At 55.8% G+C, this 19,593-nt stretch carries 19 protein-coding genes and 1 other RNA gene; 12 read left to right on the top strand and 8 right to left on the bottom strand.

Annotated features, from left to right (window positions below; all coding sequences use genetic code 11):
• Positions 1–121 precede the first annotated feature (121 nt).
• The gene (locus MWU61_RS11250; RefSeq protein WP_247128466.1) at positions 122–1,114 is read left to right on the top strand and encodes an LLM class flavin-dependent oxidoreductase; all 993 of its coding nucleotides are present in this window, start codon (positions 122–124) and stop codon (positions 1,112–1,114) included.
• Between the two features lie 28 nt (positions 1,115–1,142).
• On the opposite strand, the gene MWU61_RS11245 is transcribed toward MWU61_RS11250, so the two are convergent.
• Positions 1,143–1,772, bottom strand: a complete 630-nt coding sequence (locus tag MWU61_RS11245) for a ribonuclease T2 (protein ID WP_247128465.1) — start codon at positions 1,770–1,772, stop codon at positions 1,143–1,145.
• Between the two features lie 130 nt (positions 1,773–1,902).
• Between MWU61_RS11245 and MWU61_RS11240 the strand changes: the two genes are divergently transcribed.
• Entirely contained in the window at positions 1,903–2,664 is a 762-nt protein-coding gene (locus tag MWU61_RS11240; protein WP_247128464.1) for a DUF1013 domain-containing protein, read from the top strand.
• A 129-nt stretch (positions 2,665–2,793) separates the two neighbouring features.
• A complete protein-coding gene (locus tag MWU61_RS11235) occupies positions 2,794–3,345 on the top strand; it encodes a DUF4453 domain-containing protein (RefSeq protein WP_247128463.1) in 552 nt (183 codons plus the stop codon).
• Here the strand turns inward: MWU61_RS11235 and recR are convergent.
• Entirely contained in the window at positions 3,342–3,935 is a 594-nt protein-coding gene (gene recR / locus MWU61_RS11230; protein ID WP_247128462.1) for a recombination mediator RecR, read from the bottom strand. The two genes, MWU61_RS11235 and recR, sit on opposite strands and share 4 nt — an antisense overlap.
• 35 nt (positions 3,936–3,970) lie before the next feature.
• Positions 3,971–4,315 (bottom strand): YbaB/EbfC family nucleoid-associated protein, encoded by a 345-nt coding sequence (locus MWU61_RS11225; protein WP_247128461.1) that lies wholly within the window; start codon positions 4,313–4,315, stop codon positions 3,971–3,973.
• 132 nt (positions 4,316–4,447) lie between these two features.
• Between MWU61_RS11225 and MWU61_RS11220 the strand changes: the two genes are divergently transcribed.
• Positions 4,448–5,062, top strand: coding sequence for a hypothetical protein (locus MWU61_RS11220; protein ID WP_247128460.1), 615 nt, complete (start codon positions 4,448–4,450; stop codon positions 5,060–5,062).
• 16 nt (positions 5,063–5,078) lie between these two features.
• Here MWU61_RS11220 and MWU61_RS11215 read toward each other — a convergent pair whose 3' ends face one another.
• Positions 5,079–6,833: a DNA polymerase III subunit gamma/tau gene (locus tag MWU61_RS11215; RefSeq protein WP_247128459.1), complete on the bottom strand. Its 1,755-nt coding sequence runs from the start codon at positions 6,831–6,833 to the stop codon at positions 5,079–5,081.
• A gap of 78 nt (positions 6,834–6,911) precedes the next feature.
• Between MWU61_RS11215 and MWU61_RS11210 the strand changes: the two genes are divergently transcribed.
• Positions 6,912–7,346, top strand: a complete 435-nt coding sequence (locus MWU61_RS11210; RefSeq protein ID WP_247128458.1) for a protein phosphatase — start codon at positions 6,912–6,914, stop codon at positions 7,344–7,346.
• Between the two features lie 6 nt (positions 7,347–7,352).
• On the opposite strand, the gene rsgA is transcribed toward MWU61_RS11210, so the two are convergent.
• From rsgA to MWU61_RS11195, 3 genes are all read right to left on the bottom strand, one after another.
• A complete protein-coding gene (rsgA, locus tag MWU61_RS11205; RefSeq protein ID WP_247128457.1) occupies positions 7,353–8,390 on the bottom strand; it encodes a ribosome small subunit-dependent GTPase A in 1,038 nt (345 codons plus the stop codon).
• 163 nt (positions 8,391–8,553) lie between these two features.
• Positions 8,554–8,652, bottom strand: an RNA gene (ffs, locus tag MWU61_RS11200) — signal recognition particle sRNA small type.
• A gap of 41 nt (positions 8,653–8,693) precedes the next feature.
• Positions 8,694–10,493, bottom strand: a complete 1,800-nt coding sequence (locus MWU61_RS11195) for a 5'-nucleotidase C-terminal domain-containing protein (protein WP_247128456.1) — start codon at positions 10,491–10,493, stop codon at positions 8,694–8,696.
• Positions 10,494–10,595: 102 nt separating this feature from the next.
• Here MWU61_RS11195 and nudC point away from each other — a divergent pair, with 102 nt between their 5' ends.
• Positions 10,596–11,552, top strand: coding sequence for an NAD(+) diphosphatase (nudC, locus tag MWU61_RS11190; RefSeq protein ID WP_247128732.1), 957 nt, complete (start codon positions 10,596–10,598; stop codon positions 11,550–11,552).
• A gap of 59 nt (positions 11,553–11,611) precedes the next feature.
• On the top strand, positions 11,612–12,079 hold the full coding sequence (locus tag MWU61_RS11185; protein ID WP_247128455.1) for an SRPBCC family protein: 468 nt from the start codon (positions 11,612–11,614) through the stop codon (positions 12,077–12,079).
• Between the two features lie 31 nt (positions 12,080–12,110).
• On the opposite strand, the gene MWU61_RS11180 is transcribed toward MWU61_RS11185, so the two are convergent.
• Positions 12,111–12,950, bottom strand: a complete 840-nt coding sequence (locus MWU61_RS11180) for a prephenate dehydratase (protein ID WP_247128454.1) — start codon at positions 12,948–12,950, stop codon at positions 12,111–12,113.
• A gap of 120 nt (positions 12,951–13,070) precedes the next feature.
• Here MWU61_RS11180 and MWU61_RS11175 point away from each other — a divergent pair, with 120 nt between their 5' ends.
• The 5 genes from MWU61_RS11175 to MWU61_RS11155 all read left to right on the top strand — a co-directional run bounded on the left by MWU61_RS11175 (position 13,071) and on the right by MWU61_RS11155 (position 19,514).
• A complete protein-coding gene (locus MWU61_RS11175; RefSeq protein WP_247128453.1) occupies positions 13,071–13,589 on the top strand; it encodes a c-type cytochrome in 519 nt (172 codons plus the stop codon).
• A 179-nt stretch (positions 13,590–13,768) separates the two neighbouring features.
• Positions 13,769–15,679 carry an extracellular solute-binding protein gene (locus MWU61_RS11170; RefSeq protein ID WP_247128452.1) on the top strand — a complete coding sequence of 637 codons (1,911 nt, stop codon included), beginning with the start codon at positions 13,769–13,771 and terminating at the stop codon, positions 15,677–15,679.
• Between the two features lie 21 nt (positions 15,680–15,700).
• Positions 15,701–16,780: a microcin C ABC transporter permease YejB gene (locus MWU61_RS11165; protein WP_247128451.1), complete on the top strand. Its 1,080-nt coding sequence runs from the start codon at positions 15,701–15,703 to the stop codon at positions 16,778–16,780.
• Positions 16,780–17,922 carry an ABC transporter permease gene (locus tag MWU61_RS11160; RefSeq protein WP_247128450.1) on the top strand — a complete coding sequence of 381 codons (1,143 nt, stop codon included), beginning with the start codon at positions 16,780–16,782 and terminating at the stop codon, positions 17,920–17,922. The genes MWU61_RS11165 and MWU61_RS11160 overlap by 1 nt, the downstream gene beginning before the upstream one ends.
• Positions 17,919–19,514 carry an ABC transporter ATP-binding protein gene (locus MWU61_RS11155; RefSeq protein WP_247128449.1) on the top strand — a complete coding sequence of 532 codons (1,596 nt, stop codon included), beginning with the start codon at positions 17,919–17,921 and terminating at the stop codon, positions 19,512–19,514. Before MWU61_RS11160 ends, MWU61_RS11155 begins: the two co-directional genes overlap by 4 nt.
• The last annotated feature ends 79 nt before the right edge of the window (positions 19,515–19,593 follow it).

Here is a 19,593-nt window from a genome sequence, read left to right as displayed (position 1 = left end):
GGGAAATTGATCCAGTCAAACTGGTGTCACGGACCAAGCCAGAAAAACGTCTCTGCCTGACCCTTGGTGATCTTGGTTTGGGCGCGATGGCTGCTTAGGTGTTCGGACAAGGAGCACACTCATGCAGACATTTTCGTTACTTGATCTTTCGCCAGTCCCCGAAGGCAAAACGGCCGCAGATGCGCTTGCCAATACGGTCGCGCTGGCCCAAGCGGCAGAAGCTGCGGGATATCATCGCTATTGGCTGGCGGAACATCACAACATGCAAGGTATCGCGAGCGCTGCAACGTCGGTCGTGATTGGTCACGTGGCGGGCGCGACTAAGACGATACGTGTCGGCGCAGGCGGTATCATGCTGCCAAATCATGCGCCTTTGGTGATTGCCGAACAATTCGGCACGCTGGCCACGTTGTATCCCGACAGGATTGATTTGGGTGTCGGTCGTGCGCCGGGAACGGACATGGCGACGGCCCGCGCATTACGCCGTCACATGGCGCCTGATGATACCTTTCCGCAGGATGTGCAGGAATTGATCGGCTACTTTGGTGACGTGCCTGATCATGCATCGGTTCGCGCTGTTCCAGGCGCAGGGACAGATGTGCCTGTCTGGGTGTTGGGGTCTAGTCTGTATGGTGCGCAATTGGCCGCCCATCTGGGATTGCCCTACGCCTTTGCGTCGCACTTTGCCCCGGATCTGTTGGGGCAGGCGTTGCAAGTTTACCGGTCGTCATTTAAGCCATCGGCGTATTTGGAAAAGCCTTATGCGATGATGGTGGCGGGTGTTTGTGCCGCGCAAACGGATGCAGAGGCGGAATATCTGCGGTCGTCGCAGTATTTGGCTTTTGCGAACCTGCATATGGGGAAACCCGGAAAACTGCCGTATCCGGTGCGTGATGTGACAGCGCAGGTGCCCGGTCAAATTCTGGCGGGTGTGAAACATGCGTTGTCCTGTTCTGCTACAGGATCGGCTGCATCCGTGAAGACGCAGTTGGCTGGCCTGATTGATACCTACCAACCCGATGAAATCATGGTGACAGGGATGATCCATGATAACGCAGAACGGGTGAAGTCATTCCAAATTGCAGCAGAGGTTCTGACAGAGCTGTGTGACTGAAAGCACCGTTGATGAACGTGGGCGGGAATTACCGCATTGGTTCGAATTGCGCGCTTTGCATGGTACAGTCGCGGATCACGTCGGCCCCACAGTCGCGGAATTCTAGGTCTCGGGTGAGGCAGATGCGTGCTTCTTGGATGTACCCTTGGCGGCAGGTGATTGTGATTTGGTCGGGTTCGAGCGTCGGGTTCGACTGGATGAATGCCTCTTCGATCAGGGATGCGGGCAAAGTCACGGGATCGGTGAGTTTGCGTAGGACTTCGGGCCGTGTGACTTTGTCGTAGGCGACGCGGGACAGGGCGTAGTAATCTTCGGAATCGAGACCCGTGCAGACCCCATGTTTGTTCCACTGGTGCCAAGCTAGCCCCGATGTTCCCATGATGTCGGCCATGTCGCCGGTTTGTCCACGCGACGGTGGGCGGAATGATGTCCGGCAATCGGCGGGATAGCCGCGTTCATATTGCGGCCACAGACCGTGCAGGACCCAGCCGTGATCGCGCGCCGGATCACATTGCGGGGAATCGCGGTCGTCGCCTTCATAGGCGCACCAGTTTGCGGACCAAGACAGGGACAAAACGTAGTAATCAAATTCGCCAGCAGTATCCTGTGCCGATGCCATACCAGCCCACGTCAAAAGCCCTAAAACCATCCGCCACATTTTGATCTTCCCTAAATTGCTTGGCATCCTTATATAGGCTTCAAGTTCCCCGACAATGCGAACCCGGCCCAAGCGGTCAGCCCCTTCAAGGGCGCGGGAAAGGCTTGTCATTTTGATGAGGAGACATTTGATGTCCGATAAACCGATTATGGCAAAAGCCACAGCAGTTTGGCTGTGTGACAACACCACAATGACGTTCAAGCAGATCGCTGATTTCTGTGGCTTTCACGAGCTGGAAGTACAGGGAATCGCGGACGGCGATGTGGCAACTGGCGTGAAGGGTTTTGACCCGATTGCCAACAACCAACTGACCCAAGAAGAAATCGACAAGGCCGAGGCGAACCCGCTGCATAAGCTGAAGTTGAAATTCTACAAAGCCGCCCAAGGCGAAGAAAAGCGCCGCGGTCCACGTTACACGCCGCTGTCCAAGCGTCAGGATCGTCCTGCGTCGATCTTGTGGTTGGTGAAGTTCCACCCAGAGCTTTCCGATGGTCAGATTTCCAAACTGGTCGGCACAACAAAGCCAACCATTCAGGCGATCCGCGAACGCACCCACTGGAACATTTCCAACATTGATCCGATTGATCCGGTTGCGTTGGGCATGTGTAAGCAGGGCGAGTTGGACATGGCTGTTCAGAAAGCCAACGCCAAAGCCGCCAAAGAAGGCAGCGCGATGTCTGATGACGAGCGCCGCAAGTTGGTCAGCACCGAACAATCCCTTGGGATGCCTGCCGAGCCGAAGATGCCGAGCGCGATTGCCGGTCTTGAGACATTTTCACTGGCTGAAGACGATGCAGACGATCTGGAGACGAAGTCTGCAGATATGGACGTGTCCGATGCTGATAGCTTCTTTAACCTGCCAGATGATGCGGATGAGAAAGACGAAGACTAAGGCTAAGGCTAAGGTCTGCGTCACCTTCGTAAAAAAAGTATGGAAATCCCGGCCTTTGCGCCGGGATTTTTTGTTTGAGCCTGCATCCGTTCATCGCCTAATCTGGATGGGATAATTTAGGAGATTTTGATGCGTTTTTTGACGGCCATATTTTTGACTTTGACCCCGGTGACAGCGGTCGCTGACGCGCTTTGCGACGAACTTTGGCTGACCCGCAACACGGTCTTTGATCGTGCTGGGTATTGTTTCGGGTCTGAATTGGGCAAGTCTGTTTTTGATAACAGCGATTGCACCACGTCTTCGCCGAAACTGAGCGCGGAAGACGAATTGGTCGTCGCGCAAGTGCGGGAAGTCGAAGAGGAATTCAGTTGCGCGGTGGATACGTCCCGCCAGTCGCTTGATGTTGATTATGTGGATCAACGCCGTGCATTGGCTGATCTGCCGGTGCGGACTGGTTATGAAAGCGCGTGTTTGGGATATGACGGGCCTGCGCTGTTGATGACAGCGGGGCGGCATCCGGATACGGCGTTTTTTGGTGAAATCCTGCCCGGTGATAATGTTGATTTTGGTTACATCACCGTGGATGGGATGGAGTTCATTGATATGGGCGATGGCCGCATGGGATGGGTTGGCGGTCTGTTGTTCTCGCCAAAAGTCTGCGCGGGTGGCATGGCGGGCTAAATGCTGCGTCGCGCATTCAAGGCGGCGGTGATCGTACCGTCGTCGAGGTAGTCGAGTTCACCACCTACGGGCACGCCTTGCGCCAGCGAGGTGACGGTGATGCCGGGCAGTTGGTCCGCGATGTAATGCGCGGTGGTTTGCCCGTCGATCGTGGCACCAAGCGCAAGGATCACTTCGGTCACGTTTTCGGATTTGATCCGGTCGATCAGTTTGGGGATGCGCAGTTCTTCCGGCCCCACGGCATCAAGCGCGGATAGTGTCCCGCCGAGCACGTGATAGCGGCCTTTGAAGGTTTGGCTGCGTTCCATAGCCCACAGATCAGCGACGTCTTCGACGACGCAAATCTGACCAATCGCCCGTTTTTCGCTTTCGCAGATATCGCAGACGTCGGTCGTGCCAATGTTCCCGCAGTTCAGGCATTCGCGGGCGGTAGCACCCACGCGGTGCATGGCTTCGGCCAGCGGGATCAATTGCAGGCTACGCTTTTTGACCAGATGCAACACGGCCCGCCGCGCAGACCGCGGTCCAAGACCGGGCAGCTTGGCGAGCAGCGTGATCAAGTTTTCAAGATCATCGGTGCCACTGGTCACGTGCGGCCCCCGAATTTTGCGCGAAAAATTGGCACTTAGAACGGCAGGTTCATGCCCGGCGGCAAGCCAAGGCTTTCGGTCATTTTCTGCATTTCGGACTGCGCCCGTTCGCCGGCCTTTTGTTGCGCGTCTTTGATCGCCGCAAGGATCAGATCTTCGACGACTTCTTTTTCGTTCGGATCGAAAATCGACGGGTCAATGTCGAGCGCCTTCAGCTCGCCTTTGGCTGTTGCCGTTGCTTTCACAAGACCTGCACCGCTTTCGCCCGTGACCCTCATGTTTTCGAGGTCTTCTTGCATCTGGGCCATTTTGCCCTGCATTTCCTGCGCGGATTTCATCATCTTGGCCATATCACCAAGGCCACCAAGCCCTTTGAGCATTTTATCATCCCTTTGTGCGTGTTCGTTTTTAAATAGGTCTTTTGCGGGGTGGTAACAAGTCGGGGCTTGTATCCGACTAAAAGAGTCGGCTAATCCTTATTCCGACGGAATCACTCAGGAAAAGGAAATCCCATGTCACTTACTCTTTTTAGCCATCTGCCGCGCGCCGCATCAGTCGTGGCGCTGTTATGTGTATCGTCGGGGGCAACCGCCCAAGATGCATCACCTCAAGACCTCGTCGCGGCACTTCAGGAAGGCGGATTGGTGATCTACGTTCGGCACGCCACGACGGAAAGCGATTATGCGGATCAGGTTCATGCTGTGATGGGTGATTGTGCGACCCAACGTGTGCTGAGCGCAGACGGCTGGGCAGAAGCCAAAGGCATTGGCGCCGCGGTGCACGCGTTAGAGGTTCCGGTCGGTGGCGTTGTCAGCAGTGGGTATTGCCGTGCTTGGCAGACTGCTGATTTGGCATTTGGCCATTATCACACGGATGAAGCGCTGCATTTCGCAAAGGCAGAGGATTATTCTGACGCGGACATCGCGCAGATGCGTGAGAATGTCTTGCCGTTTCTGACCGAAGTCGTGGCAGAGGGAAATCGCGTTGTGGTTGGCCACGACGACCCGTTTGAAGCTGCGACTGGTATCTATCCCGAACCGCAGGGTGTCGCATATGTTGTGCGTCCAGAGGGCGACAGTTTCACTGTGCTTGGTCACATTGATCCGGATGCTTGGCCAACAAACTAGGCTGACCTGACGGGGCTCATTCGTCGTCGAATGGGTCCCATTCATCATCGACTTCGGGCAACGCATCTGTAAATGCGTCTTGCGTTTTTTCTGCTTCGGTCCGGATGTCGGTGATTTTGGCCTTCGGGAATGCCGCGATGACCGCCTGCACAAGCGGGTGTGCCGCTGCTTCGGCCTTGATCGCGTTTTCGGCCGCGTCGCGGATTTCCGCGATGGTTTCTGCCCCGCCTTCGTCGCGGACAGTGATCACCCAGCGATTGCCTGTCCATGCCTGCAGTCGTGACCCCAACCTGCCGACCAAATCGGTGGATGCATCTGCTGTTGGTTGCACTTCAATCCGGCCGGGTTGGTAGGCCACCAAACGGATGCCTGTTTCGACTTCCACCAGTAGTTTCACGTCGCGATGCCGCCGGATCAGGTCCACGACATCTTCGAACCGTGCGTAGTGCTGCAGCGCGTCTTCGGCCAAGGCCACCGCGGTTTGCGCACCAGATGCCGATGGACCGGACGGTCCGCTGTGCGTTGGTACCGGCGTGCTGCCCATCGCGTTTGTGGTTCCGCCGCCTTGCGGGGCAGGGCGTCCGCCGCCTGTAGGCCCCCCCGTTGGCGGTGTCGCGTCTTTGAGTTTGCGCACCAGTTCGTCCGGCGTCGGTAGATCGGCTACATGCGTTAATCGGATTACCGCCATTTCGGACGCCATCATCGCGTTGGGGGCGGCTGCGACCTCTTCCAAGGCTTTGAGCAACATCTGCCACATCCGCGTCATCACGCGCATGGGCAACTGATCCGCCATCGCTTGCCCGCGTGTGCGTTCATCGGGGCTGATCGTGGGGTCGTCTGCAGCGTCCGGCGTGATCTTGATGACGCTGATCCAATGGGTGATCTCGGCCAGATCGCGCAGGATTGCGAGCGGGTCGGCACCGTCGGCGTATTGCGCTGATAGTTCGGTCAGGGCAGCCGCCGCTTCGCCGCGCAGGATCATGTCGAACAGGTCAAGCACACGCCCACGGTCGGCAAGGCCCAGCATCGCGCGGACTTGATCGGCGGTTGTTTCACCTGCGCCGTGGGAAATCGCTTGGTCGAGCAAAGAGGTCGCATCGCGGGCTGATCCTTCGGCGGCACGGGTGATCAACGCAAGCGCATCGTCGTGGATTTCAGCGCCTTCCGCCTTTGCGATCTTTTGCATCAGCGCGATCATGACTTCGGGTTCGATCCGCCGCAGGTCAAAGCGCTGGCAACGTGACAGGACCGTCACGGGGACCTGCCGGATTTCGGTGGTCGCAAAGATGAATTTGACGTGCGCGGGCGGTTCTTCGAGCGTCTTCAGAAGCGCGTTGAACGCGTTCTTGGACAGCATGTGAACCTCATCGATGATGTAGATTTTATAGCGGGCAGAGGCCGCGCGATAATGCACAGAATCGATAATCTCACGGATGTCACCGACGCCTGTCCGTGATGCAGCGTCCATTTCCATCACATCGACGTGGCGGCCTTCCATGATCGCGGTGCAATGTTCGCATTCGCCGCATGGTTCCGTCGTTGGCCCGCCATTGCCGTCCGGCCCGATGCAGTTCATGCCTTTGGCGATGATCCGCGCGGTGGTGGTTTTACCTGTCCCCCTGATCCCCGTCATGATGAAGGCCTGCGCGATCCGGTCTGCTGCAAACGCGTTTTTTAGCGTGCGGACCATGGCGTCTTGGCCGACAAGATCGACAAAGGTCTCTGGCCGGTATTTGCGGGCGAGGACCTGATAAGCGGGGGCGTCAGACATTTGCGGGCTTTCGGGGTTCGGGTGTTTGCGTCAAACTATGCGTTAGGGCGGGCGACGTCTACCGCTAGCGGGGCGAAGATGGGATTTGAGATTTACGAGATTGCTGTCGGTGGCGGAATTGTAGCGCTTTGCTCGATGCCAATGTCCGAGCAGGACGTCGCGTTGGTGAAGGCGTGGCAGCCAGATCTATTCGTATCACTGACAGACCTGCACGAAGGGGCGACCGCAACTTTTGCTGTGCAGTTTGCGCGTTGGGCCCATGTGCCAGTCGTGGATTTTGGTGTGCCTGATGACGGTGCTTTGGACGACGTTATCGCCCAGAGTGTCGCGGTTATTCGCGGTGGCGGGCGCGTTTTGTTTCATTGCATGGGCGGATGTGGGCGGTCTGGTATGGCAGTTTTGCGGGTAATGCATGTGATGGGGGCGCCGGATGCGTTGTCCGTTTTGCGTGATGTCCGCCCTTGCGCTGTCGAGACGGATGAACAGGCCGCGTGGGCGATGCGGCCTGTGTGATCGCGTTTAGCGCTTTTTCTTCTTTACGGCCTTTTTGACGCCTTTGGTGAACTTCTTGCTCCGCAGGCGGGCTTGGGCTGTTGTTTCGGTTGCGATTGCATCTTCACGGCGTAGTTTCTGGAACCGCTTGAGCCGGTCTGGCGTCACATCACCTGCTTCAATCGCTGCCGTTACTGCACAGCCCGGTTCGCCTTCGTGTTTGCAATCCCTGAAACGACATTGGTTTTCGAGAACGGAAATCTCGGAAAACACTTCGTTAATGCCCGCGACCACGTCAGCAACACCAAGCCCGCGCATACCGGGCGTGTCGATCAGCCAACCACCCGAAGGCAATTTGTGCAGACTGCGGCCCGTGGTTGTGTGTCGCCCGCGTGCGTCGTCTTCACGGATGCCTTGGGTGGCCCCGTCTTCGCCCGCCAGCGCATTGGTCAGCGTGGTTTTGCCAACGCCGGATGAACCGGCAAGCGCCACGGTTTGTCCTTTGCCGCACCATGGTGCCAGTTTCGTCGTCTCTGTCACGTCGCGGGCATCTAGGGCCACAACGGCAAGGTCGGGGCCAAGCGCCTGCGCTTCGTCGACGTAGTGCTGCACGTCGTCGGTTTGGTCCGATTTGGTGAGCAGGATCACAGGCGTCACATCGGCGTCGTAAGCCAGCGCCAGATACCGTTCCAATCGCGCGACGTTGAAATCGGCGTTGCAGGACGTAGTGATAAACAGTGTGTCGATGTTTGCCGCAATCAGTTGGCGTTCGCCGTGCTGATAGTCCGACCCGCGTTGCAGCGTTGATATCCGGTCGAGACGCCGGATCATCAGGGCCGCTTTCGGGTCGCAGAGTACCCAATCGCCAATGGCGATTTCCGACGTCGACATGCCGGGTTCTAACGTGAGGTCGGTTTTGCCTTCGGTGGTGATGACCGAAATCTGGGTGCGGTGAACGCCGCGCACGCGTGCGGGCGTCGTTGTTGTGACTTCGTCAATGTCGAGCTGTGATTGATAGAAGTTGGTCCAACCAAGGTCGGCCAGTGTTGTGGTGGTGGTGGTCAAAGCGATATCCCTCGCAATAGATCATAACACGTCATTGGTAGACATGGATCGACAAGGGAAGCGGGATCGCTCAGCGCTGCCCTGTCTGGGCGGAGGATGAAACAGTCATAAAAGTCCTCCTTTGCTGAAAGGTTTCGTCGCTGGCGCGCATAATAAGGCGCGTAGGTGAGAGGCTGGACATCGACCCAAGTGGGGCTCGTTGTGGCTGCTTCCTTCCGGACCTGACCAGGTTGGCGAGGCACCTGCCCGCGCCAACCTCTCACGGCCTATATAGGGCGGTAATTTATATCGTGCAAGAGCGGGTCAGCCGTCGAATGACAGTGTGAAGGATCGAAACCCGTCGGGATCGACACCGTTATCGACCAATGACCTGTCGGTGCTTGATACATCGGCCTCTTTGCAGGTTCGAAACACAGCTGTTGTATCTGGTAAGCGTGCGAAATCCCAAACGAACGGGCAGGGGACAGTCACCGGCGACTGCCGTTTTAAGGACGCGATGAGCACGTCTTGCGAGTTCTCATTTGCGACGTGGATGATGTCGTCAGGTGGAATATTGTGCCCCTGTTCAAGGCGGTTGGTCGCTGACACCAGAACAAATTGATCCGTGTCGCGCACCAATTCACCGTGTCTGCGAATCTGGCTGATCCGGTCACCCGGGGGGGCGCTGACGTCGATCCGATAAGTCAGACCAAACACCGTATCGAAGAAATATGGCGGGACATGTGGATCGATCAAAACCTGATTCTGTCGGCCCTTTTGGATGGGGCGGTACAGAAGTGCCGACGCTTCGAGCCAATCCTTGATTTGCGCCCCATTTCGCAGAATGGCGACTGCCGTGTTGTTGAACGGATAGATGGCCGTCACGTCGCTGCGCTTGATCGGACCGGGGGGGATGCAAATGAAGTCATTCGGGTTGGACCTGCTGCCCGTCGAAAAGGGCGCAGCCGTTGTGAGAAACGGAAAGTCGGCAAAGCGCGTATCTTTCAGGATGTCCTGCATATGCAGTTGGCGCGCGCATGACAGCAAATACTGGGTCAGGTCAGGCTGGATCAGGCTAAAGGCGGTCGACAGTGGCAGCGTCGTCTGTGCGATTTCTTGCTGTAGGGACGTAATCGTCGCGTCATGCAAAGGGCGAACCGTAGCAAATGCTTTTGGTTCAGCCTGTTCTGTCGGCCTGTAAAGCCGTGTGTTTTGATCAACGATTGCGACGTGATCTGCACGGTGTTCAAGCGCCAGATCAATGACGCCAAGGTAACGCCCGAACGCACCCGACATAACCGTGGGTTTGCCACAAATGGTTCCGTTGCGCGCATCAATCGTCGGGCCGCCGCGCGTTGTGCCCAAGGGAAATGTTTCGTGCGTGTGCCCCGCCATGACGACATCGACACCTTCAATACCGGCGATGTCAGCCGCAACATTTTCGATATGGTCATCTGGGTCGATCCCGAAGTGGCAAAGTGCGACAATGATATCGGCGTTCTGTTCCTTGAGCTGGGTTACAACGGTTTTAGCGGTGCTGACGGGGTCTGCGGTGCTGACCGCCGGCGCGCCGTCGTTTGTGGTAAGCGAAATGACTGGCGTTGTCAGGCCGATGACGCCGACACGAATGGGTGGGCGATGAGGCCCAGTTCCAACGCTGATGATCGTTGAATGGGGATAGGTCGTCATTTCGTCGTTTGTGCTGACGTTTGCGGATAAAACGGGGCAATCAATCTGCTTGATTGTCTCGGACAGCGGTTCAACGCCATAGTCGAAATCGTGGTTACCAAGGACAACGACGTCATATTTCAACGTGTTGAATGCGTCGGCAATGGGATGAATGCCTGTTGATGGTCCTTGCATCGCGGCATCGGCAAGCGGGCTGCCCTGCAAAAAGTCACCAGTGTCAAACAGCAGCGTTGGAATGCCGTCTTGGCGCAAAGCGCCGATTTCGGCCACAAGGTTTGCAAGACCGCGTTGGGGTGTCGGGCGCAACGTTTTGTAATCATACGGTAAAATATGCATGTGCAGATCCGTGGTCTGCAGCAACCGTAGCTTTACGATCGGGCTGAATTGATCAATAGCCGACTTATCTATCTCGATCCGCTGGGGTGCGAGGGTCATTTCATGCGCCTTTGGGTTGTATTTGATGCCCTACGAATTGGCGGGCAGAATTGTTCCCGTAGAGAATTGAAATTTTTGGCATTACGTGACACTGCGACATCTATGAAACATGCAGAGACAGTAACGTTCGGCGGGTCCGGTTTGGATCGGGCCGCTCATGAACGCAAAGATGTGCAATCGCTGTGGCTTGATCCAACAGTACGTTTAATTGTGCTGTGGCGGGGTAAACCGATGGTCACAATAGACCATTCAAAACTCGTTACGGTTGAAGTTGACCATGACATTGTCGCTGGCGCAAGCGCAGAGCATGTCTATCTGGGGCGCGACAACGGCACGCCTGTGTTTGCGATCGACATCAGCGCTTGGGAACCAGAAGCGTTTGATGACACAACCCTTGATACATTTTTGGACCCGTCGGAACAGGCGCATCCAACGATGAAAGACACGGCTGTCTTTGCGGAATTACGCGCGATCATGACGCATTTGTCGCCCCGTGATGCGGAATTGGCAGCAACGGCCCGTGCGATTTTCGGGTGGCATGCATCCCACCGGTTCTGCAGCACATGCGGGCACCTCAGCGATTTTGCGATGGGTGGGTGGCAACGCAATTGCCCAGCGTGCGCGCGATCCCATTTTCCACGCACCGATCCGGTTGTCATCATGCTGATCACGCGCGGCGATAGCGTCTTGGTCGGGCGATCCCCGGGGTGGCCTGAAGGGATGTATTCGCTGCTTGCTGGTTTTGTCGAACCTGGTGAAACGTTGGAAGCCGCCGTCAGACGCGAGGTGATGGAGGAAAGCGGCATCACCGTCGGCGCTGTGTCCTATTTGGCGTCGCAACCGTGGCCTTTCCCTGCGTCTTTGATGTTTGGGTGCATGGGCGAAGCTTTGGACGATGATATCACGGTCGATGTGGAAGAACTGGAAGATGCGATGTGGATCAGCCGTGCGGACATGCATATTGTTTTTGCAGGGCAACACCCCGTTATGAAACCCGCGCGTAAAGGCGCGATTGCGCATTTCCTTTTGGACAATTGGCTATCGAATACGCTGGATTAGGAACGGGCGATTCGGGACTGTCGTGTGCGGAATCGATCTGACTAACAATGGGATGAATAATGAACTTTTCGACGCATAAAGACATCGAAGCGCCAATTGATTTTGTATTCAGCAAAGTGACGAACTTTGATGGCTATGAACGGCAGGCGTTGCGTCGTGGGGCACAGGTTACACGCGTGGATGGCGCGGGGCCCGTGCGTGTCGGATCGGCATGGGATGTGGCATTTACGTTTAGAAGTAAGGATCGCAATTTGCGTGCGACCGTCACAAATATCGATGCGCCCAATGAGCTAGAGATTGATACCGTTGCGACTGGTCTTAACAGTGCGACAGTGGTGAACCTGATTGCCTTGTCACCTAAAACGACACGTGTGGCGGTGACGGTCGACATGAGCGCTAAGTCGTTGTCAGCCCGTCTGCTTTTGCAGTCTTTGAAACTGGCCAAGTCCAACCTGAATCGACGTTTTTCACGTCGGGTGAACGAACAGGTCGCAGGTATCGCCGAAGACTACAAACGTAGCAAATAGCCCTTAATTCATGGGGTCTTGACGCTTTCTCTTACGCTGACTGACGTTGTGATGCGCGGGGGTAGACCCCCATCAGTCGCACCATATCCGTGAAGTAATCCAGTTCTTCCAACGCCAGTTTGACGTTTTCGTCGTCTGGATGCCCTTCGATTTCCGCGTAGAACTGCGTCGCTTGGAACGTGCCGCCGACCATGTAGCTTTCCAGCTTGGTCATGTTCACGCCATTGGTCGCGAATCCACCCATTGCCTTGAACAAAGACGCCGGAATGTTGCGCACACGGAAGACGAGGCTGGTCATCATGCCGTGATCGCCACGGCGCGCGCGATTGATGTCGCGGGCCATCACGATGAAACGGGTCGTGTTGTTGTCCTGATCTTCGATATTGCGTGCAAGCACGTCGAGACCGTAAATCTGGGCCGCCATTTCAGAGGCAAGCGCGCCCTGCGAAGAATCATCGCCTTCAGCCACGTCGCGCGCGGCCTTGGCGTTGTCTGAACTGACGACACCGCGAATCGAGTGTTCCGTCAAAAATCCGGCGCATTGCGGCAAAATCACAACGTGGCCGTGGGCGTGGGTAATTTCAGATAGCTGCGCACCCTTTTGTCCCAAAAGGTTGATGTGAACGCGTACGAATGCCTCATCCACGATGTGCAAACCGCTTTCGGGAAGCAGCGAATGAACGTCGGCAACGCGGCCATACGTCGAATTTTCTACAGCAATCATGCCCAGTTCAGCGTCGCCGTTGCGCACAGCTTCAATCGCAGAGGTGAATGTTGGGCAGGGCAGCGGGTCATAGTCCGGACACGTGTCGGCACAGGCCTGATGCCCATATGCGCCAAGTTCGCCCTGAAATGCGATTTTGCCACTCATTCTTAACACCTCCCGACACATGATACCCAAAAAGGGCAATTGGTCGCGGCACTATACCTTGCAACCGAGGTAAGGAAGCGGATACATACCCGCAAAACTGCGAACGAATTGGAACGCGACATGTTCGACACAATGACTATGACAAAAGCCATCGGCGGCATCTGTGGCACATTTCTTGCCTTTTTGCTTGGCGGTTGGGTTGCTGAGACGATCTATCACAGCGGTGGGGGCGGTCACGGCGACGGCCACGACCAAGCATATGTGATTCCCGTTGAAGGCGGCGACGCTGCAGAAGACGTACCTGCTGGTCCCCCATTTGAAGAAGTTTTCGCAGCTGCGGATGCAGCCGCTGGTGAAGGCGCGTTTCGCCCGTGTTCTGCCTGTCACAAGGTTGACGGCACGGACGGCGTTGGTCCGCACCTGAACGGTGTTGTTGATCGTGCTGTTGGCGGTGTTGACGGGTTTGGTTATTCCGGTGCGCTGGTTGCTGTGGCCGAAACATGGACACCTGAAAACCTGAACGCATTCTTGGAAAGCCCGAAAGGCTACGCACCAGGTACAGCGATGAACTACAACGGGATGCGCAAGATCGAAGATCGCGCCAACCTGATCGCATATCTCGCGACACTGAGCGAATAATCATCGCCAGTTATGACCTAATCAAAGCCGTCCCATGTCACATGGGGCGGCTTTTTTGTGTCTAAGTGATTGGAAACGGTCCGTTCACGCCGAGTTCACGCATTCTCAACTTGATTGTTTGGACCGTCCGGTTAGCTTTGATAACAAAGTTACGTTTCGACACCCCTTGGGAGAACAAGATGCAAAATCGCCACCAAAATCGTGCTGTAGCCCGTACCAAACAAGACACACGCGCCAAAACTGCGATGTGGATGTCGGGAACTGCGATATTGGTGGGCATGTCGTTGCTTGCGGGGAAGGCGTTTGCCGACGGGCATGTGACCGTAAGCCATGCGTATAACGAATACGGCGACATCAAATATCCTGCCGATTTTGCCCATCTTGATTACGTTAACCCCGACGCGCCATTGGGTGGTGAAATTTCGGTATCGTCCAGCGGCACGTTCGACAGCATGAACCCGTTCGCCACGCTGGAAGGAACGCCGGGTGCGCTTGCGTCGGCTGTGTGGGAACGTTTGATGACAACGACGTCAGACGAAGTTGGCACATACTATTGTTTGGTGTGCGAGACGCTCGAATATCCGGATGACAATTCTTACGTGATCTTCAATCTGCGCAAGGATGTTACATTTTCGGACGGCAAGCCGATGACGGCAGCCGACGTGATCTTCACACATGAACTGATGCGCACCCAATCGACCCCGTCGTTCCAGCAGGGGATTACGGCTTTGGTCGAATCCTACGAAGCCTTGGACGACTACACCGTGAAATTCACGTTTGCAGAAGATGCCCCAGCACGTGGCCGAATTGGCCAGATGGCGAACGCATTGGTGATGCAAAAAGCGTGGTTCGAAGAAACGGGCGCACGTTTAGACCAATCGAGCCTAGAGGTGTCACCGGGCACATCAGAATACATGACCGGGTCTATCGATCCGGGTCGTCAGATCATTTATGAACGCAACCCCGATTATTGGGGCAAGGACCTGCCGATCAACGTTGGTCGGGGCAACTTTGATAGTATCCGCATCGAGTATTTCGCTGATACATCTGCCGCGTTTGAGGCGTTTAAAGCGGGTGAATTCACATTCCGTCGTGAAAACAGTTCGATCAACTGGGCCACATCCTATGATTTCCCAGCGATTGAAAATGAATGGGTGACGCGTAAAGAACTGGAAGATGGCACTTTGCCTGCCGCGACTGGTTTTGTGTTTAATTTGCGTGATCCAAAGTTCGCTGATCGCCGCGTGCGGCAAGCGATTGGGTTGGTCTATAACTTCACATGGACCAACGACAATCTGCAGTACGGGCTGTTCCAACAACGTGAAAGCTTCTGGGAAAATGACCGGCTTAAGGCTGCGGGTCTGCCCGAAGGTCGTGAACTGGAAATTCTGGAAGCCCTTGGCGACAAGATTGATCCTGAAATCCTGACAACCGAAGCCGTTGTGCCGCATACGTCAGGCGACCGTCCGCTGGATCGTGGCAATCTGCGTGCCGCTTTGGCACTGATGGAAGAAGCCGGATACACCACTGGCGATGATGGCCTGCTGGTCGATGCAGACGGCAATACGTTGGATGTGGAATTTCTTGAGACCCGCCAAAGTTTTGACCGGATCATCAACCCGTACATCGAAAACCTGAAACGCCTTGGCGTGAACGTGACCTACAACCGTGTCGATCCCGCGCAATATCAGGCCCGCACTCAAGACAACGATTTCGAGATGATCTTTGGTTATTGGGTCAATGGCCTGCAAGAAGGCACCGGCTTTAGTCAGAAATACGGATGTGAAGACAAAGAAGACGTGTTCAACCCTGCCGGTTACTGTTCCGAAGCGATTGATGAGCTGGGCGAACAGATCGCTGCTGCCGAAGATTATGATGAAATGGCTGCTCTCGTGCGTGCCGCCGACCGGATCATGCGCCACGAATATTTCATCGTGCCTGTTTGGTATCTGGGCAAAAACTGGGTCGCATATTTCGATATGTTTGAGCACCCTGAAAACCTGCCCGAATTTGGTCTTGGCCATCTCGACTATTGGTGGTTCAACGACGAAAAATATCAGGCCCTGAAAACGGCCGGCGCGCTGCGTTAAGCAGCCCAAGAGGAAGATCCCATGGGCGCGTATATCCTTCGCAGGCTGTTACTTGTGATTCCCACTTTGCTGGGGATCATGATCCTGAATTTCGGTTTGACCCAGTTCGTGCCCGGTGGCCCGATCGAGACGATTATCGCCCGCATGGAAGGCGGCGGTGACGTGTTCGAATCCATCGCCGGTGGCAATGCGGATGCCGATGTGGGCGCGCAAGAAGACAGCGCCTATCCGGGGTCGAGCGGTCTTTCCAAGGATTTCATTGAAGATCTCGAACGCCAGTTCGGGTTTGATAAACCCCCGTTGGAACGGTTCCTGAACATGATGTGGAACTATATCCGTTTCGATTTCGGCGAGAGTTATTTCAGGTCGATTTCCGTTGTTGATCTGATTTTGGAGAAAATGCCGGTGTCGATCACACTTGGTCTTTGGTCGACCTTGATTGCCTATGCGGTGTCGATCCCCTTAGGGATTAAAAAGGCGGTGCGCGACGGGTCGCGCTTCGACACGATCACGTCGGCGACCATCGTTGTGGCCTATGCGATCCCGGGCTTTTTGTTCGCGATCCTGTTGATCGTCTTGTTCGCGGGTGGGTCCTATTATCGGTTGTTCCCGTTACGCGGTTTGACGTCGGCTAACTTTGAGGAACTGTCGATGATCGGGAAGGTGCTGGATTATTTCTGGCACATCACGTTGCCGGTGCTTGCCTCGACGATTTCTGCTTTCGCGACGCTGACGTTGCTGACGAAGAACAGCTTTTTGGACGAGATCAAAAAGCAGTATGTGACGACGGCGAAGGCCAAAGGCCTGTCCGAGAAGAAAGTCCTGTACGGCCACGTGTTCCGCAACGCGATGCTGATCGTGATTTCCGGTTTTCCGGCGCTGTTCATTTCGGTGTTTTTTGGCGGATCGTTGATTATTGAAACGCTATTTTCGCTCGACGGCCTTGGAAGGCTCGGGTTCGAGGCCGCCGTGGCACGCGATTATCCTGTGGTCTTTGGCACGCTGTTTGCGTTTTCGTTGATGGGTCTTGTCGTGGGGATTTTGACGGACATCACCTATGTCTTCATTGATCCACGCATTGATTTCGAGGGGCGCGGCTGATGGAAATGCAAGTGACCCCAAAACCGAAACGCATGTGGCTGTCGCCGCTGAACCAACGCCGCTGGCGCAATTTCCAGCGCAACAGGCGTGCGGTCTGGTCGCTGTGGATTTTCACGGTGCTGTTCGTGCTGTCGTTGTTTGCCGAACTGATCGCGAACGACAAACCGATCCTTGTGTCGTATCGCGGTGAACTGCGTATGCCGATTGTGTCGTTCTATTCGGAACGTGACTACGGCGGGGATTTCCCGACGGAGGCAGTTTACGGCGACGTCGAGGTGAAATGCCTGATCGCCACGGGCGGGCTAGAGGATTGTTTCGACGATCCCGAAGGGTTGCTTGAAACGGTGGAAAGCGGCGGCGACGTTGATATCGAAGGGTTCCAGAAAGGTTGGACCATCTGGCCGATTATTCCGTATTCCTACAACACCATCGTTGATGTGCGTGGTGTGGCCCCTGCGCCGCCGTCTGACACCAATATCCTTGGCACTGACGATACCAAACGCGATGTGGCAGCTAGGATCATCTATGGGTTCCGTTTGTCGATCCTGTTCGCGGGTATCGTGACCATCGGGTCGTCTTTGATCGGCATTCTTGCGGGCGCTGTGCAGGGTTATTTCGGTGGTTGGACCGATCTGATCTTCCAGCGGTTCATCGAGATTTGGACAGGGATGCCGTCGCTCTATGTGATCATCATCGTCTTCGCGATCGTAGGGCGAAGTTTCTGGCTGCTTGTGTTCTTAACCATACTCTTTGGCTGGCCTGCCTTGGTGGGGCTTGTCCGCGCCGAATTCCTGCGTGCGCGTAATTTCGAATATGTGCGTGCGGCCAAGGCGCTTGGCGTATCTGACCGCACAATCATGTTCCGCCACATGTTGCCAAACGCGATGGTCGCGACAGTCACGATGCTGCCGTTCCTTGTGACGGGGGCGATTGGCGGTCTCGCATCGCTCGACTTCCTTGGTTTCGGCTTGCCGTCATCGGCACCGTCGTTGGGCGAGCTGACTTTGCAAGCAAAACAGAACCTACAGGCCCCATGGCTTGGCATCACCGCCTTCATCACATTCGCTGTGATGTTGTCCCTGCTGGTGTTCATTTTTGAAGGCGTCCGCGACGCGTTTGATCCGCGAAAGACGTTCTCATGAGCCTGCTGCTTGATGTCAAAAAGCTAAATGTCCGGTTCCGGCAGGATGGGGAAACGACCCATGCTGTGCGCGATGTGTCGTTTCAGGTGCATAAGGGCGAGACGGTTGCGTTGGTTGGTGAATCCGGGTCCGGTAAATCCGTAACAGCACTGTCGACGGTACAATTGCTGGGCGATAGCGCGCATGTCGACGGGTCGATTGCCTATGATGGCACCCAGATGGTCGACGCCGCCGAGGCTGATCTGCGCCGTGTGCGCGGCAATGACATCAGTTTCATTTTCCAAGAACCGATGACGTCGCTGAACCCGCTGCACACGCTGGAAAAGCAGCTGGCGGAATCGATAGAACTGCACCAGGGGCTGCGCGGCGCGGCGGTTACGAACAAGATTGTGCAGTTGCTGAACCAAGTGGGCATCCGCGATGCGGAAAGCAGGCTTGGCGCGTATCCGCACCAGTTGTCTGGTGGGCAACGACAACGTGTGATGATCGCGATGGCGCTGGCGAATGATCCCGAACTGCTGATCGCGGATGAACCGACAACTGCGCTTGATGTCACGATCCAAGCCCAGATTTTGGACCTGCTGGCAGAGCTGAAAGAACGCAAGCAGATGTCGCTGCTGTTCATCACCCACGACCTGACGATTGTGCGCAAAATCGCGGATCGTGTTTGCGTGATGAAGGACGGTGAAATTGTCGAAACGGGTCCGACGGCTGATATCTTTGCCAACCCGCAGCACCCTTACACGCAAATGCTGCTCGCCGCGGAATCGACCGGTACGCCGTTGCCGGTTCCCGCGGATGCGCCTGTGGTGCTGGAAACGGACTCCGCGAAAATCTGGTTCCCGATCCATCGCGGTCTGCTGAAGCGCACTGTGGGACATATCAAAGCGGTGAACGACGCGACCTTGACCGTTAGGGCAGGGGAGACAGTGGGCGTCGTCGGCGAATCTGGTTCTGGCAAAACCACGCTGGCGCTTGCGATCATGCGCCTGATCCGCTCCGAAGGGGCGATTACGTTCCAAGGCGAACGTATCGACGGGTTGAACCAGAAACAGATGCGACCGCTGCGCACCGACATGCAGATCGTGTTCCAGGACCCTTATGGATCGCTGTCGCCGCGTATGACTGTCGCCCAGATCATCGCCGAAGGGCTGACGATTCACGAGATAGACCCGACACGGGATCGTCGCGAAATGGTGGCCGAGATCATGACAGAGGTCGGGCTTGATCCGACGCTAATGGATCGCTACCCGCACGAATTTTCCGGCGGCCAACGCCAGCGTATCGCAATTGCGCGGGCGATGATTCTGCGTCCGAAGCTGCTGGTGTTGGACGAACCGACATCTGCGCTTGATATGACTGTGCAGGTTCAGATTGTGGAACTACTGCGTAATCTCCAACAGAAATACCAACTGGCTTACCTGTTTATTTCGCATGACCTGAAAGTCGTCCGCGCGCTATCCCACAAAGTGATGGTGATGAAGCAGGGCGATGTGGTTGAAGCAGGTGATGCGGACGCGATTTTTGATGCGCCGCAGACGGATTACACGCGTGCCTTGATGGCAGCAGCGTTTGAGGGGCGTGCGATTTAGCGTCGGATCATCCACACGAAACGCGACTTTCACATAGAAAAAGGGCGCCGCGATACTTCGCGACACCCTTTTTAATTCG

Source organism: Loktanella sp. F6476L (genome assembly GCF_023015725.1).
In the GTDB taxonomy this organism is placed as follows: Bacteria; Pseudomonadota; Alphaproteobacteria; order Rhodobacterales; family Rhodobacteraceae; genus Yoonia.
This window is presented reverse-complemented; position numbering and strand designations above follow the sequence as displayed.